Raw genomic sequence first — 14,904 nt, forward strand, 5'->3', positions numbered from 1 at the left:
CCGGCTGAGCGCGCCCGAGGTTCATCGAGCCCCTGGCTCAGTGCGAGCGTGAGGTGTGGCCGGCGCGGGCCTGGGTTCGGCGGCCCGCGCCCAGGCCGCCCGCGAGGTTCGCCCCCCCCGTCGCTCCGGCCCTCCGCTTAGACCCGCTGGCTCAGCCCTTCGCGTACACCCGCTCGACCCAGGTCGCGAGCTGCTGGTCCGACAGGTGCTGGGCCAGGTCCGCCTCGCTGATGATGCCGATCAGCTTCTTGTTCTCGATCACCGGCAGCCGGCGGATCCGGTGGCTCTGCATCTCGTCCAGCACGTCGCTGACGTCCGAGTCGGCCTCGATCCAGCGGGGAGTGCCGTGCGCCATGGCGCCCGCCGTCACCGTCGACGGGTCATGGCCCATGGCCACACAGCCGACCACGATGTCGCGGTCGGTGAGGATGCCGCAGAGCCGCTCCTGGGAGTCGGCGATGGGCAGCGCCCCCACGTCGAGCTGCCGCATCAGCTGCGCGGCCCGGTCGAGGGTCTCGTGCGCGGGGATCCACTGGGCCCCCGGGTGCATGATGTCCTTGGCTGTGGTCATGGAGTTCGTGCCTCCTGAGTGCCGTGCCCCGAGCCCCACCTATTGTCATTGGTCCGTTCGGCGTACGCGACCGCTGCGGTCCGCGCCCCGCGAGAAGGAGCCTCCGCCATGGCACAGCTGACCCTGCGCATCACGGGCCGCGAGCTGCCAGGCGGCGCCTGCGGCGAGTACCGCGACGTCCATGTCGGCACGCAGCGCGGCCGGGAGCCCGACCAGCTGGTGTCGGCGGACGCGGCCGAGGCGGTCTTCGAGATCCCGGTCGAGACCGTGACGGCCTCCGACGGCACGCCCGACTTCCGCGGCCCGTACGTCCAGGGCCGGCGCGGCGAGCGGTTCGTCTATCTGACGTGGGGCGAGCTGCCCGCCGGCGGCGAGTTCACGATGTTCCGCCGGACCAAGCTGTTCCTCGCGGACCTGCCCCAGGAGGCGCTCGCGGGCGGCGCGGTGGAGACCGGGCTCGCACTGACCGACTCCGCGGGCCTGCCGCTGTGCGCCGCGGTCCGCCCGCCCCGGATCGCCTGGCGGCTGACCGGGGCGGACGGCTCAGAGGGCTGACCCGAGGTCAGGCCATGACCTCCGCGCCCCGCTTGTGCAGGAGGTCGACCATCAGCTCGACCTCCGAGCGCTGGGCGTCGACCATGCCCTGCGCCAGATCCCGCTCCACGCCCACCGTGCAGAGCCGCACACAGCCCTCGGCCATGGCGACGCCGCCGTTGTGGTGGACGATCATCAGCTGGAGGTAGAGGATCTCGGCTTCCTTGCCGCTGGCCTTGCGCAGCTTCTCCAGCTGCGTCTTGGTGGCCATGCCCGGCATCAGCGAGCCGTCCTGGACCTCGTGGCCGCCGCCGTGCGACGCGTGCCCGCCGTCCTCGTTCATCCAGTCCATGGGCGTGGCGTCCGCGGCGAGCTTGGGCAGCCCCCACAAATCCAGCCAGCCCAGCATCATGCCGCGCTGGTTGGCCTGGGTGTTGGCGATGTCGTACGCCAGCCGGCGCACCTCTTCGTCCTGCGTGCGGTCGCGGACGATGAAGGACATCTCCACCGCCTGCTGGTGGTGCACGGACATGTCGCGGGCGAAGCCCGCGTCCGCCGAGGCCGTCGACGGCGTACGCGGGGCGGCGGCGTCGTTGCCCCCGGCGGAGGCCACCGTGGCCGCCCCCGCGAAGAGCAGCGCGAGCACCACCGCGGTGATCGCCGCCCAGTGCGTACGGGTCATGGACGTCACTGGGACCCCAGCCCGCCCGTGCACGCGGCGCCCGGCTCAGGGGTCTGCAGGCCCTGGACGTACTTCGTGAAGAACTGGCTCACCCGCGGGTCGTCGGCGCCGTCGACCGTGACCTGCTTGCCCCACGCGGTCAGCATGATCGCCCCGGACTGCTCCTTGACCGGGCTCATCAGGGAGTACGGCGTCTTCTTGACCTTCTCGCCGAGCTTGTCGACGTCGCCCTTGGGAGCCTTGTCGTTGTACGTCACCCAGACCGCGCCGTGCTCCAGCGAGTGGACGGCGTTCATCTCGGGGATCGGCTCCTTGTAGACGTCGCCGTCGCAGTTCATCCACACCTGGTTGTGGTCGCCGCCGACCGGGGGCTTCATCGGGTAGCTGACCTGCTTGTCGACGTGCTTGCGGCCCAGCTTCTTCGCGTCCCAGGACTTCTCCTCGGTGACGGGCGCCTTGGCCTCGATGATCCGCTGCTCCTTTTCCTCCGACTCCTTGTTGAGGACGAAGACGCCGAAGCCGACGAGGCCGGCGACGACGACGCCGCTGACGGCGATGGTGATGATGCGGTTGCGGCGCTCGCGGGCGTGCTCGGCGCGGCGCATCTCCTCTATACGGGCCCTGCGGTCGTTGCTGGTACGGGAAGCCATGGTGTCGGTAGTCCTTCGTGAGTTCTGCGGAGGTCGGTGGGGGAAGTGCGGAACGTGCGGAACCGCTCAGGTCCGCAGCACTTGAAGGACGTGCAGATCCGGGGCGCGGGGATGCGCTCCGGAGCGGGGCCGGTCGCCGGCGGGCGACGGCGGGGCGAACTGCGGGGGCTGCGCGCCGGCCAGCGGCGGGGCGTCCAGCGGCGGCGCGGTGAGCACCGCCGGGCTCAGCGAGGGCAGCAGCCCGCAGTCGCCCTTGTCGTAGGGACAGCTGTAGGCGAAGCCCGTGTGCTCCGGCGGGGCGTCGTGGTGCGCGCCCGCCGGGCTCAGACAGAGGAACAGCACGCCGAGGAGCGTCGCCACGGCGCTTGTCAGGGCCGTGGGACGCGTGGCGCGCTGGAGGCGGTTGATCCGCGAACCCCCCATGGCCGCAGATGGTAGTAGGCGCGCGGGCTTCGTACCTCAGTTGGGCCACACAAAGGCCGCGGACGGCCCTACCCGGCCGCGCGGAAGGGCCCCGCCGCGGGGTGCGGACGGGGCCCTTCGGGAGTCGTCGTGCCGTCCGGACCGGACATCTCGCCTCGTACGGACCGGACATCTCGCCTCGTACGGACCGGACATCGCATCTCGTACGGACCGGACATCGGCTCTCGTACGGACAGACATCGCCTCTCGTACGGATCAGACGCGCTCGGGCGTGCGCTCCTCGACGGGCTCCGGAGCGGGGCGGTCCTGCGGCTCCGCGTCGCCCGCCCGGAAGAGGCGGCCCGGCCACCAGAACCAGCGCCCCAGGTCGAGGGCGAGGGCGGGCACCAGGACCGTGCGCACCAGGAAGGTGTCCAGCAGGACGCCGATGCCGACGATCACGCCCATCTGCGCCATCGTCACCAGCGGCAGCCCGGCGAAGACCGCGAACGTCGCGGCGAGCACGATGCCCGCGCTGGTGATGACGCCTCCGGTGGTCGTCAGGCCCTCCAGGACCCCGCGTGCGTGGCCGAGCCTGACCGCTTCCTCCCTGACCCGGTGCATCAGGAAGATGTTGTAGTCGATGCCCAGGGCCACCAGGAAGACGAAGCCCATCAGCGGGATCGACCAGTCGACTCCGGCGTAGCCGAGCACGTGCTCGAAGAGCAGGTTCGAGGCGCCGAGCGCGCCGAAGTACGAGAGCACGACCGTGGCCAGCAGCAGCACCGGGGCGACGATCGCGCGCAGCAGCCAGACCAGTACCAGCAGGACGACGAGCAGGACGACCGGGATGACCGTCCGCAGATCGCGGTCGGCGGCGCGCTGGGTGTCGAGGGTCTGCGCGGTGGTGCCGCCCACAAGCGCGTCCGCGCCCTCGACGTCCCCGGCCCGCTCGCGCAGCCGGTCGACGGTGTCCTTGGCGCCCTGGCTGTCGGGCGCGTCCTCGAGTACGACGGAGAGGGTGGCCAGCTTGCCGTCGGGGGTGCGTTCGCCGTCCTGGACCCGGGCGACGCCGGGCACGTCCGTGACGGCGGCCTTCACCTGGGCGGACCGGTCGGCGGCGACGACGATCGTCGCGGGGTCGGAGGCGCCCGACGGGTAGTGGGCCGAGATCCGCTCCTGGGCGACGACCGACTCGGGCTTGTCCTGGAACATCTCGGACTGCTGGAGGCCCATGTTGATACCGAAGGCGCTGAGCGCGAGCACGCCGGTGACGGCGACGGCCATCAGCCAGGACCAGCGGGGGCGACGTGCGACCGCGGTGCCGATCCGGGCCCAGACGGTGGTCGACTTGCGCGCGGGGGTCCCGAAGCGCGGTACGAAGGGCCAGAAGACCCAGCGGCCCGCGATCACCAGCAGAGCGGGCAGGACCGTGATCATCGCGACGAAGCCGCAGATCACGCCGACCGCGCCGACCAGGCCCATCGAGCGCGAGGAGTTGATGTCGGCGAGGGAGAGGCAGGCGAGGCCGACGGCGATGGTGCCGGCGGAGGCCAGGATGGCCGGTCCCGAGCGGCGCAGCGCGAGCTTCATCGCGGTGTGCCGGTCCTCGTGGCGGTGCAGCTCCTCGCGGTAGCGGGCGATGAGCAGCAGGGCGTAGTCGGTGCCGACGCCGAAGACCAGCACCATCAGGATGCCCGCGGACTGCGGGTCGACGGGCAGGCCCGCGTACTTGGCCAGCAGATACGTGGAGACCTGCGTGAGCACGGTCGCGAAGCCGACGGCCAGCAGCGGGAAGAGCCACAGGATCGGGCTGCGGTACGTGATCAGCAGCAGCACGGCCACCACCAGACCGGTGGCGATCATGAGGGTGGCGTCGAGCGAGTCGAACACGGCGATCTGGTCGACCAGGGAGCCCGCGGGTCCGCCGACCTCGACGTCGAGTCCGGGCGGGGCGTTGGCCCCGGCGGTGTCCCGGATCTCCTTCACTTTCGTGGTCATCCCGTCGCCTGAGGAGAGCGGGACGACGGTCATCAGCGCCTTGCCGTCCTCGGAGGCGATGACCGGGGGGATCTGCTCGCCCTCGGCGGCGTGCCGCGCGAAGCCGGTCCGGTCCGCCTCGGCCTTGGCGCGCTCCGCCTGGCCGACGGGACGGTCCGAGGCGCTGTAGACGACGACGACGGGCATCACGGCGTCGTCGTCCGTACGGAACTTCTCCAGCTCCGTGTTGACCTGCGCGGACTCGGCAGCGCGGGGCAGGAAGGCGTTGGGTCCGCTCTCCTCGACCTCGCCGACCTTTCCGGCGAGCGGGCCGAGGGCGGCGGCGAGGATCAGCCAGCCGACGAGCACGAGCCACTTGGCCCGACTGCCGCCCGGCGCACTGGCCAGGCGCTTGAGCAGCGCTTTCATGAGTAGTCTCCTGTGTGTGGAGTTCGGGGCGCACGGGTCCCGCACCACGGCGTGATGGTTTGCCGACCTGCCGTGGCGTGGGGGGTTGTGCCTGGATGAGCTCTCCGTGGGTACGGCCGGGAGTTGCCGCTCCTGGCCGTACCGCTCTTCGTTCTTCTGGACTGCGCGTTCTTTTGGACCGAGGGCTCGGGGGCTGCGGGCTCTTGGACTGCGCGCCGAGCCGCTACTCGATCTCGCGCATCATCTTCTCCATCGAGGCGAGCGAGGTACGGGTCTGCGTCAGCTCCTCGAGGGTGCGGCGGTGCAGCTCGACGTTGTCCTCCAGCAGCTGCGCGTACTTCGTGGAGAGCTCGCGATACTGATCCTCACGGGCGGCCAGCATCCGGGCCCGCCAGGTCGCGGCGGTCTGCCAGACGATGACGATGAGGAGCAGGAAGAACCCGCAAGCTCCGGCCACGCCCACCCAGTCCGCGTTCATTTCGCTGTCTCCTTCGTCGTGTCTTTCTGTTCTTCGCTGAGGGTCCGCGCGGCCGCCGCGACGACCTCGGGGGTCAGCGTGTAGCAGAAGGGGGTGAGCTCGAAGTACTTCATCGCCTTGCCGCCCTCCGACAGCTCCAGCACACCTGTGACCAGACCGGCGGCCTCGAGTCGCTGGAGGTGCATATGGAGCAGCGGGCGGCCGATGCCGAGTTCGCGGGCGAGCCTGCTGACGTAGTCGCGGCCGCCGAGCAGGGCCTCGACGATCCGCATCCGGTGCGGATTGCCGAGGGCCGTGAGGACCTTCAGCAACGCGTCGCCGGTCGGCTCCGAGGCTGGGATCTCGCCCATCGCAGCTCCCTTCCTCTGTACCTGTCAGCTCAGACTGACGCACCCGGCCGCTATGTGTCAAAGAAATCTGACACATGTCGGGGAGAGGTGAGGGAGGCGTCAGGGTCGTCTCGGGGTATGCCCTGACCGACAATGGGCTCAGCTGCCGTTCGCAACGCGCCTGAAACCCGCGGGTGGCATGCTCGTCCGGAGCAGGTGGCTTGACCAGCAAGGATTGGGTGGAAATGGATAAGCAGCAGGAATTCGTGCTCCGGACGCTCGAGGAGCGCGACATCCGGTTCGTGCGCCTGTGGTTCACCGATGTGCTCGGCTTCCTGAAGTCGGTCGCGGTGGCGCCCGCCGAGCTCGAGCAGGCCTTCGACGAGGGGATCGGGTTCGACGGCTCGGCGATCGAGGGATTCGCGCGGGTCTACGAGTCCGACATGATCGCCAAGCCGGACCCGAGCACGTTCCAGATCCTGCCCTGGCGCGCGGAGGCCCCCGGCACGGCCCGGATGTTCTGCGACATCCTGATGCCCGACGGCTCCCCGTCCTTCGCTGACCCCCGCTTCGTGCTCAAGCGGATCCTGGCGCGGACGTCCGACCTGGGCTTCACCTTCTACACCCACCCCGAGATCGAGTTCTTCCTGCTGAAGGACAAGCCGCTGGACGGCTCCCGCCCGGTGCCCGCGGACAACTCCGGCTACTTCGACCACACCCCGCAGAACGTCGGCATGGACTTCCGCCGCCAGGCGATCACCATGCTGGAGTCGATGGGCATCTCGGTCGAGTTCTCCCACCACGAGGGCGCGCCCGGCCAGCAGGAGATCGACCTCCGCTACGCCGACGCGCTGTCCACGGCGGACAACATCATGACGTTCCGCCTGGTCATGAAGCAGGTGGCGCTGGAGCAGGGCGTGCAGGCGACCTTCATGCCGAAGCCCTTCTCGGAGTACCCGGGCTCGGGGATGCACACTCACCTCTCCCTCTTCGAGGGCGACCGGAACGCCTTCTACGAGTCGGGCTCGGAGTACCAGCTGTCCAAGGTCGGCCGCTCCTTCATCGCCGGCCTGCTCAAGCACGCCGCCGAGATCTCGGCCGTGACCAACCAGTGGGTCAACTCCTACAAGCGCATCTGGGGCGGCTCGGCCCGCAGCGCGGGCGCGGGCGGCGAGGCCCCCTCGTACATCTGCTGGGGCCACAACAACCGCTCGGCGCTGATCCGCGTCCCGATGTACAAGCCGGGCAAGACGGGCTCGGCGCGCGTCGAGGTCCGCTCGATCGACTCGGGCGCGAACCCCTACCTGACGTACGCGGTCCTGCTGGCCGCCGGCCTCAAGGGCATCGAGGAGGGCTACGAACTCCCGGCGGGCGCGGACGACGACGTATGGGCGCTCTCCGACGCGGAGCGCCGCGCGATGGGCATCGAGCCGCTGCCGCAGAACCTGGGCGAGGCGATCTCGCTGATGGAGCGCAGCGAGCTGGTGGCGGAGACGCTGGGCGAGCACGTCTTCGACTTCTTCCTGCGCAACAAGAAGCAGGAGTGGGAGGAGTACCGCAGCGAGGTGACGGCCTTCGAGCTGCGGAAGAACCTGCCGGTGCTGTAGGGGCAGGACACACCTGTTTTGTTCCGGGCCGACGGCGCTGCGCCGTCGGCCCGGCGTCGTTCTGTGTGCTCGGAAAAGGGCGGAGACCCCCGTTTCGCCGTGGGTGCGGACGGTTTGGCGGGGGATCAGGCTCCTGCGATGGCGGGAATCTGGCGCGGAGTGGCCTTGTCGTGACCGGGTGTCCGTGTCACGGTATGTCAGCTGATCTTCACAGGATCGGCACTTGTGTGCTGGGGCCTGGTCAGGCCCGGAGGATCGCGGCGGCGTGACTGCCTCTGCGCGACCGACTGTGGATGACGTGGCCGTCGTCGCATGTGCGGACGGCCAGGGGAACGGAGCGGGCAGCGGACCAGCGCGCCTGCCTGCCGGTCGGTCCCGACCCGAAGGCCGCCGCCTTCGGGTCGGTGACCCGCTGACGTCCAGCACGACATCGACCAGGGGGAAGAGTGAGCAGCAGAACAGCGCGCCACGCCTGGCGCAGGGCCGCGATCGTCGTCGGCGTCCTCGCGTCGGTACTGGCGACAGGCGCCACCGGTCTGCCCGGCGCCGGGCAGGACCTCGCGCCCGCGGCCATGGCCGCGCAATTGGAGGCCCCGAAGACCGCGGCAGCCGGGGGCCTGGCGAAGGCGCCCGGGGAACGCGGCGAGAAACCCGTGCCGGACGCCCCGACGGTGACGTCGGCGGAGTACCCGGCCGACGGCGCCTGGCACCCGGGCGTGGGCGACTACGGCTCGTTCTCCCTCCACTCGCCCGGTACCGACGTGGCCTCCTACCGCTACGAGATCACCGGCCAGGCGCGGAAGACGGTCAAGCCCGTCGAGCCGGGCCGGCCTGCCGTCATTCGCTGGAAGCCGGAGAGCGAGGGGGTGTACACCCTCACCGCCGAGGCCGTGGACCGCGCGGGCAAGAGCCGGGGGACCAAGGCCGGCCACACCTTCCTCGTCAGCAAGGGCCGTGCGCCGAAGGCTTCGTGGTCGCTGGCGGACACGGCGGGCTCGACGCACGCGACGGGCGGGAACGGCGGGCCGAGTGCGGCCGCGGGGCCGGGAGTCGCCTTCGGCGGCAAGGGGCCTCACGGCTCGGTGCGTAGCTCCGTCCAGCTGGACGGCTCCCCGGGCGCGTACCTCCACGCGGGCAAGCCCATCGTCGACACGGCCAAGTCGTTCTCCGTCGCCGCCTGGGTGATGCTGCCCGAGCTGCCGAAGTCGTCGATGACGGTCGTCAGCCAGGACGGCTCCGCCCAGTCCGGGTTCTCGCTCGGGTACGACGGCGCCAGCAAGCGCTGGTCGTTCCTCACGCCGGACAGCGAGATCGACTCCATGACCTCGTGGCAGGTCCTCGGCCCACAGCCCGTCCCCGGCGAGTGGACGCACCTGGTCGGCGTCTACGACATGTACGACGGCAAGGCGCCCGGCACGATGCGGATGTACGTCGACGGCCGCCTGGTCACCGGCGACGTCCAGGAGCGCTCGACCACGTGGAGCGCGACCGGCCCCCTGCAGATCGGCCGGGCGCTCGTACCCGCCGGCTACACCGCGCACCTGAAGGGCTCGGTCGCCGATGTGCAGGTCTTCGACCGAGTGGTGACCGCAGGCGAGAGCACGGGGCTGGGCGGTCTGCGGCCACGGCAGCTCGGCTACTGGACCATGGACCAGAAGACGGGCGAAACCGTCCCTGAGGTGCGGGGCGGCACAGGTCTCTCCCTGCACGGCGGGGCCGCTGTCTACCGGCTGCCGGACGACGCCTGCGACCCCGCTACCGACCCGGCGTGCATGCCTGCGGCCGAACCTCTCTGGGGCGACGGTCATCTCGCTCTCGACGGGAGGAACGGCTACGCCGGCCGGGGCCCCGGGCTGCTCAAGCCGAAGGCGAGCTTCACCCTGACGGCACGGGCCAGGCCGGCTTCCACCAGTCCTGCGGGCGATCAGACGGTCATCTCGCTCGCCGGGACCGCGGGCACGGCCGCTCTGGTGCGCTACGACGCGGAGAGCGGCCGCTGGCAGCTGGCGCTGACCGACAAGGACGCGAACGGCGCCACGGTGACCACGTCGACCGCCGTCGGCGCGCGGCCGGACACCGAGGGAGACGGGAACCACCTCGCCCTCAGCTACGACGCGCTGTTCGGCGAGGTCCAGCTGTACGTCGACGGAGAGCCGGCCGGACCGCCGGTGCGCTGGACCAACTCATGGGACCTGTCCAAGACCGGCCTCCAGATCGGCCGGACCGGCCTCGGCGAGGGCGCGGAGTACTTCTCGGGCGCCCTGGACGAGGTACGGGTCTTCGAGGGCGCGCTCGACCAGCCGCTCGTATCGACTGTGGCCGGGCTCGAGTCCGGCGTGAGCCTCGGCGACGACGTGTCGTAGACGGTGATGTGACGTAGACGCAGTCGGTGGGCGGGGGCTCTGCGCTCCCGCCCACCGGCGACTCCGGGTTCGCGCTGGATCCGGGCCGGCGGGTTCTTCGGCGTCGCCGGCCCGGACCGTCCGCCTGCTACTCGGTCAGGATTCACTTCCAGAGGTTCCGGATTCTGGCGAAACTGGCCAGTATCCAGCGGCGCATCCGCTACGGTCGGCTTCCTCATCGCGTCCTTGGGGGGACCTATGTCACACAACCCGCCGTCGCAGCCGCCGCCTTGGGGCCAGCCGCCCGCCCCTGGGGGAGCCAACCCGTACACGGCTCCGACTCCGGATCCGCAGCCGGAGCGCCCGAAGTGGGCACGTAAGAGGATCTTGATCCCGGCCGCGCTGATGCTGTTCTTCGTCGGCGTCGTCGCCGGGTCCGGCGGCGAGACGAAGACCGACACGGCAGCCAGCAAGAAGGCCGCACCCGCTGCCACGGTGACCGCGACCGCCACGGTCACCGCCACGGCGGCGCCGGCCGCCGCGGAGACGGTGACGGCCGAGCCGGAGCCCGCCCCGACCGTGACGAAGACGAAGACGGTCCGTGTCACGGTGGCCCCCGCTGTGGGCAGCGGAGGCGACGACGGGGGCGAGGAGCCGGGCGGTTCGGCCTACTACGCGAACTGCACCGAGGTGCGCGCCGCCGGCGCCGATCCGATTCGCACGGGGGACCCGGGCTACGGCAGGCACCTGGACCGCGACGGCGACGGCGTCGCCTGCGAGTAGCGCGGGAGCATGACGCCGGACATGGATCCGGGCCGGCGGCTTCTTCGGCTGCGCCGGCCCGGATCGTCCTATGGGAGGTCTAGCACGGGACGACGTGCCAGACGGGAGCCCAGTCGTAGTAGGGGCTGTCGGAGTAGGCGCCGGGCGTCACGTCGATGACGGTGCCGGCCTGGTCGAGGAACTGCGCCTGGGTGCCCGGGGTCTGGTTGTTGATCCAGGAGCCGGGGCCGTTCCAGTTCTGCAGGTCGTACGTGCCGCACTGCCAGAGGTTGAACTGGTCGCCGGTGAAGTCGGTGCCGGTGAACATGCAGAAGTCCTCGTAGGGGCAGTCGGCCATGGCCCCTGGAGCGTCGGCCAGGTTCCGGGCGTACTGCTCGCCGGGCACGACGGCCACGATCTCGCCCTTGCCGGCCAGCTCGATCTTGTTGGCGGCGGTCTGCGTCCCGCCGTACATCTCAAGGTGACGGTCTACTCGCTGCTGCAGCCCGTCCGCCTGCTGCTCGGTCAGTCCGGCGCGCTCCGCCTGCGCGGCGAAGCCCTGCGCTCCGCCGGCGGCGGAGGCGGGGCCGGTCATGCCGATCACTGCGGCTGCGATGAGTGCGATGACCCCGAAGAGCGCCACCGTGAGCCTGCGCAAAGCCATGCGTGTCTCCCCCAACTGGTCGCTGCTGCCTGCGCGTTCTTTTCGCCAGGCATGCCAACGAGTCTGGCGGGGGTGGAAAGTCGCGAGCAAGCGCTTCCTCCGGAGATGTCCAGTACACGCCATCCATGCCGTTGCGCCACTTAACGGAGCGGTATGGGGTGGCGGGTTGGATTCCGTCTGCTAGTCGCTGGGGCGGATCGCCTCGTACAGCGGCGTGGTGGCGCGTACGCGGTACTCCTGGACCGCCCAGCCGTTGCCGTCCGGGTCCTTGAAGTGGAGGAAGGTGCCGCCGTCGCCCGGGGCGACCTCGATCGGGGCGGAGACGTCCACGCCGCGCTCGACGAGCTCGGCATGGGCCGCCTTGATGTCGGCGACGACCAGCTGCAGGCCCATGTAGGAGCCGGGCTCGGAGGTGCGGCCGTCGGGCGTGGGGATGTTCTCGCCGATGACGATCGAGCAGCCGGAGCCGGGCGGGGTCAGCTGGACGATGCGGGTCTGCTCGGTCACCCGGGTGTCGACGTCGACGGCGAACCCCAGCTTGTCGCGGTAGAAGTCCCTCGCCCGGTCCACGTCGCCGACGGGAACCACGATCACTTCGAGCGTCCAGTCCATCCGGTGCCTCCGCTTCGTCGACGCGTGCTCCGCGGGGTCGGGCCGCCTGCGACCCGTCGCCCATGCCCGCCCATACTGCCCCCTCGGCCGCGGCATCCTCCGGAACCCGCGGCCGCGCCTCCATCCGGGGAACGACTCCGAGGCTCTCGTCGGGAAATCCCCTCGCGGCGTCCCCCGGCCCTGGGCTAGGGTCGTGCGCTTCGGCTCGGCGGGGGAGGGGTCAGGTGCGGCTGTACGCGGTCGTCGCGGCGGGTGGGTTCCGGCGCTATGCGACGTACCGGGTGGCGACGGCCGCGGGGGTGTTCACCAACACCGTCTTCGGCTTCATCATGGCGTACACCTACATCGCCCTGTGGGACGAGCGTCCGCAGCTCGGCGGGTACGACCTCTCCCAGGCGCTGACCTATGTGTGGCTCGGCCAGGCGCTGCTGATGACCTGCGCCATGATGGGCGGCGGCTTCGAGGACGAGCTGATCGAGCGGATCCGCACCGGCGACATCGCCGTCGACCTCTACCGGCCCGCCGACCTCCAACTGTGGTGGATGGCCAGTGACTTAGGACGCGCCGCCTTCCACCTCCTGGGCCGTGGCATCGCGCCCATGGTGCTCGGCGCGCTCGCCTTCGATCTGGCGCTGCCCGGCAACCCGCTCACCTGGATCGCCTTCCTCGTCTCCGTCGCCCTGGGAGTCGTGGTGAGCTTCGCGATCCGGTTCCTGGTGGGGCTCTGCGCGTTCTGGCTGATGGACGGAGCCGGCGTCATGCAGATCTGCTGGCTGGCCGGGCTGTTCTTCTCCGGGATGCTGCTGCCCCTCAACCTCTTCCCCGGCGCGCTGGGCGAGGTCGCCCGCGCGCTGCCCTGGTCCTCGCTGCTCCAGGTCCCCGCCGACGTCTTCCTCGGCAAGCACACGGGCTGGGGGCTCGTACAGGCGTACGCCTTCCAGGCCGGCTGGGCGCTGGCGCTGCTGGCCGCCGGGCGTGCGCTCCAGTCCGCCGCGACCCGCAGGGTGGTGGTCCAGGGTGGTTGAGAGCCTGCGGCACGGCCTGCGCGCGTACTTCCTGATCGCCGCGATGTGGATCCGCTCCACGATGACGTACCGCGCGTCCTTCGCGATGACGACGATCGGGAACCTCGCGGCGACCGGCTTCGACTTCGTCACGATCCTGCTGATGTTCTCGCACGTGGACGCGCTCGGCGGCTACTCGCTCCCCGAGATCGCCTTCCTGTACGGCGCCGCCGCCACCTCCTTCGGCCTCGCCGACCTGGTGATGGGCTCGATGGACCGGCTGGGGCGACGGGTGCGGGACGGCACGCTGGACACCTTGCTGGTGCGGCCGGCGCCCGTGCTCGCCCAGGTGGCGGCCGACCGGTTCGCGCTGCGCAGGCTGGGCCGGATCACCCAGGGGCTGGCCGTCCTCGGCTACGGACTGTTCGCCGTGGACGTCGACTGGACGCCGCTGCGGGTCCTCATGGTGCCGATGATGCTGATCAGCGGGGCGGTGATCTTCTCGGCGGTCTTCGTCGCCGGGGCGGGGTTCCAGTTCGTGGCGCAGGACGCCTCCGAGGTGCAGAACTCCTTCACCTACGGCGGGAGCACCCTGCTGCAGTACCCGCCGACGATCTTCGCGAAGGACCTGGTGCGCGGGGTGACCTTCGTGGTGCCGCTGGCCTTCGTCAACTGGCTGCCCACGCTCTATGTGCTGGGCCGCCCCTATCCGCTGGACCTGCCGCCGCAGCTCGCCTTCCTGCCTCCGGTGGTGGCGGCGCTGTCCTGCTGGCTGGCCGGGCTCGCCTGGCGGGCCGGCCTTCGTACGTACCGGAGCACGGGGAGCTGAGAGCACATGGACCTCATCGAGCTGGACGGCGTCGAGAAGGTCTTCGACGTACGCCGCAGGGTCGGCCGGCTGCGCCGGGAGAAGCGCCAGGTCAGGGCGGTCGACGGAATCAGTTTCCGGGTGCCGCGCGGCGAGATGGTCGGCTACATCGGCCCGAACGGCGCGGGGAAGTCCACCACCATCAAGATGCTGACGGGCATTCTGACCCCCAGCGGCGGCCGGCTGCGCGTCGCGGGCATCGACCCGTCCAAGGAGCGTACGAAGCTGGCGCAGCGGATCGGCGTGGTCTTCGGGCAGCGTACGACCCTGTGGTGGGACCTGCCGCTGAAGGACTCGTACCGCCTGGTGCACCGGATGTACCGGATTCCCGACGCGCGCTTCCGCGAGAACCTCGACCGGTGCGTCGAACTCCTCGATCTGGCCGAGCTGTTGGACGTGCCGGTGCGTCAGCTCTCGCTCGGCCAGCGGATGCGCGGCGACATCGCGGCGGCGCTGCTGCACGACCCCGAGGTGCTCTATCTCGACGAGCCGACCATCGGACTCGACGTCGTCTCCAAGGCCAAGGTGCGGGAGTTCCTGCGCGAGCTGAACGCCGAGCGGTCCACGACGGTGCTGCTGACCACGCACGACCTGACCGACATCGAGCAGCTGTGCAAACGTGTGATGGTCATCGACCACGGGCGGCTGATGTACGACGGCGCGCTGGCGGGCCTCCACGCGGTGGGGGAGAGCGAGCGCACGCTGGTGGTGGACCTGGAGCGCGAACTGCCCCCGATCACGCTGGACTCCGCGCGGACGGTGAAGGTGGAGGGGCCGCGCCAGTGGCTGGCCTTCCCGGCCGACCAGTCGGCGGCGCCGCTGGTGGCGGCGCTGGCCGAGAAGTATCCGCTGGTGGACCTCTCGGTACGGGAGCCGGACATCGAGTCCGTGATCGCGAAGATGTACGCGGAGAGACCGGCTGGGTGAGCACGGTGGGTGAGCACATCCCCGCTTCGCGGTGCAGGCTCGGGCTCGACAACCGAGAAGAAT

At 70.6% G+C, this 14,904-nt stretch carries 16 protein-coding genes; 7 read left to right on the top strand and 9 right to left on the bottom strand.

Annotated features, from left to right (window positions below):
* Positions 1-151: 151 nt before the first annotated feature.
* Positions 152-571, bottom strand: coding sequence for a CBS domain-containing protein (locus AB0M39_RS03390; protein ID WP_365359616.1), 420 nt, complete (start codon positions 569-571; stop codon positions 152-154).
* 108 nt (positions 572-679) lie between these two features.
* Here AB0M39_RS03390 and AB0M39_RS03395 point away from each other — a divergent pair, with 108 nt between their 5' ends.
* Positions 680-1,126: a DUF5990 family protein gene (locus AB0M39_RS03395; protein ID WP_365359618.1), complete on the top strand. Its 447-nt coding sequence runs from the start codon at positions 680-682 to the stop codon at positions 1,124-1,126.
* Between the two features lie 7 nt (positions 1,127-1,133).
* On the opposite strand, the gene AB0M39_RS03400 is transcribed toward AB0M39_RS03395, so the two are convergent.
* From AB0M39_RS03400 to AB0M39_RS03425, 6 genes are all read right to left on the bottom strand, one after another.
* Positions 1,134-1,787, bottom strand: a complete 654-nt coding sequence (locus AB0M39_RS03400) for a DUF305 domain-containing protein (RefSeq protein ID WP_365359620.1) — start codon at positions 1,785-1,787, stop codon at positions 1,134-1,136.
* A gap of 5 nt (positions 1,788-1,792) precedes the next feature.
* Positions 1,793-2,437 carry a DUF3105 domain-containing protein gene (locus AB0M39_RS03405; protein WP_365359622.1) on the bottom strand — a complete coding sequence of 215 codons (645 nt, stop codon included), beginning with the start codon at positions 2,435-2,437 and terminating at the stop codon, positions 1,793-1,795.
* A gap of 66 nt (positions 2,438-2,503) precedes the next feature.
* Positions 2,504-2,860 carry a hypothetical protein gene (locus AB0M39_RS03410; RefSeq protein ID WP_365359624.1) on the bottom strand — a complete coding sequence of 119 codons (357 nt, stop codon included), beginning with the start codon at positions 2,858-2,860 and terminating at the stop codon, positions 2,504-2,506.
* A gap of 255 nt (positions 2,861-3,115) precedes the next feature.
* A complete protein-coding gene (locus tag AB0M39_RS03415; RefSeq protein ID WP_365359626.1) occupies positions 3,116-5,248 on the bottom strand; it encodes an MMPL family transporter in 2,133 nt (710 codons plus the stop codon).
* Positions 5,249-5,471: 223 nt separating this feature from the next.
* Positions 5,472-5,726: a hypothetical protein gene (locus AB0M39_RS03420; protein ID WP_365359628.1), complete on the bottom strand. Its 255-nt coding sequence runs from the start codon at positions 5,724-5,726 to the stop codon at positions 5,472-5,474.
* Positions 5,723-6,076 carry a winged helix-turn-helix domain-containing protein gene (locus AB0M39_RS03425; protein WP_365359630.1) on the bottom strand — a complete coding sequence of 118 codons (354 nt, stop codon included), beginning with the start codon at positions 6,074-6,076 and terminating at the stop codon, positions 5,723-5,725. Before AB0M39_RS03425 ends, AB0M39_RS03420 begins: the two co-directional genes overlap by 4 nt.
* A gap of 224 nt (positions 6,077-6,300) precedes the next feature.
* On the opposite strand from AB0M39_RS03425, the gene glnA reads away from it, so the two are divergent.
* From glnA to AB0M39_RS03440, 3 genes are all read left to right on the top strand, one after another.
* Positions 6,301-7,662, top strand: coding sequence for a type I glutamate--ammonia ligase (glnA, locus tag AB0M39_RS03430; RefSeq protein WP_365359632.1), 1,362 nt, complete (start codon positions 6,301-6,303; stop codon positions 7,660-7,662).
* A gap of 446 nt (positions 7,663-8,108) precedes the next feature.
* The gene (locus tag AB0M39_RS03435; RefSeq protein WP_365359634.1) at positions 8,109-10,025 is read left to right on the top strand and encodes a LamG domain-containing protein; all 1,917 of its coding nucleotides are present in this window, start codon (positions 8,109-8,111) and stop codon (positions 10,023-10,025) included.
* A 366-nt stretch (positions 10,026-10,391) separates the two neighbouring features.
* The gene (locus AB0M39_RS03440; RefSeq protein ID WP_365359636.1) at positions 10,392-10,787 is read left to right on the top strand and encodes an excalibur calcium-binding domain-containing protein; all 396 of its coding nucleotides are present in this window, start codon (positions 10,392-10,394) and stop codon (positions 10,785-10,787) included.
* A gap of 79 nt (positions 10,788-10,866) precedes the next feature.
* Here AB0M39_RS03440 and AB0M39_RS03445 read toward each other — a convergent pair whose 3' ends face one another.
* The gene (locus tag AB0M39_RS03445) at positions 10,867-11,430 is read right to left on the bottom strand and encodes a peptidase inhibitor family I36 protein (RefSeq protein ID WP_365359638.1); all 564 of its coding nucleotides are present in this window, start codon (positions 11,428-11,430) and stop codon (positions 10,867-10,869) included.
* Positions 11,431-11,610: 180 nt separating this feature from the next.
* Complete coding sequence (locus AB0M39_RS03450) at positions 11,611-12,042, bottom strand: VOC family protein (RefSeq protein ID WP_365359640.1); 432 nt, start codon at positions 12,040-12,042, stop codon at positions 11,611-11,613.
* 224 nt (positions 12,043-12,266) lie between these two features.
* Here AB0M39_RS03450 and AB0M39_RS03455 point away from each other — a divergent pair, with 224 nt between their 5' ends.
* From AB0M39_RS03455 to AB0M39_RS03465, 3 genes are read left to right on the top strand one after another with little or no spacing between them, the layout of a single operon-like run.
* Positions 12,267-13,067, top strand: a complete 801-nt coding sequence (locus AB0M39_RS03455; RefSeq protein WP_365359642.1) for an ABC-2 family transporter protein — start codon at positions 12,267-12,269, stop codon at positions 13,065-13,067.
* A complete protein-coding gene (locus tag AB0M39_RS03460) occupies positions 13,060-13,875 on the top strand; it encodes an ABC transporter permease (RefSeq protein ID WP_365359644.1) in 816 nt (271 codons plus the stop codon). Before AB0M39_RS03455 ends, AB0M39_RS03460 begins: the two co-directional genes overlap by 8 nt.
* Positions 13,876-13,881: 6 nt before the next feature.
* Positions 13,882-14,841 carry an ATP-binding cassette domain-containing protein gene (locus AB0M39_RS03465; protein ID WP_365359646.1) on the top strand — a complete coding sequence of 320 codons (960 nt, stop codon included), beginning with the start codon at positions 13,882-13,884 and terminating at the stop codon, positions 14,839-14,841.
* The last annotated feature ends 63 nt before the right edge of the window (positions 14,842-14,904 follow it).

Source organism: Streptomyces sp. NPDC051907 (genome assembly GCF_040681075.1).
Taxonomy (GTDB): Bacteria; Actinomycetota; Actinomycetes; order Streptomycetales; family Streptomycetaceae; genus Streptomyces.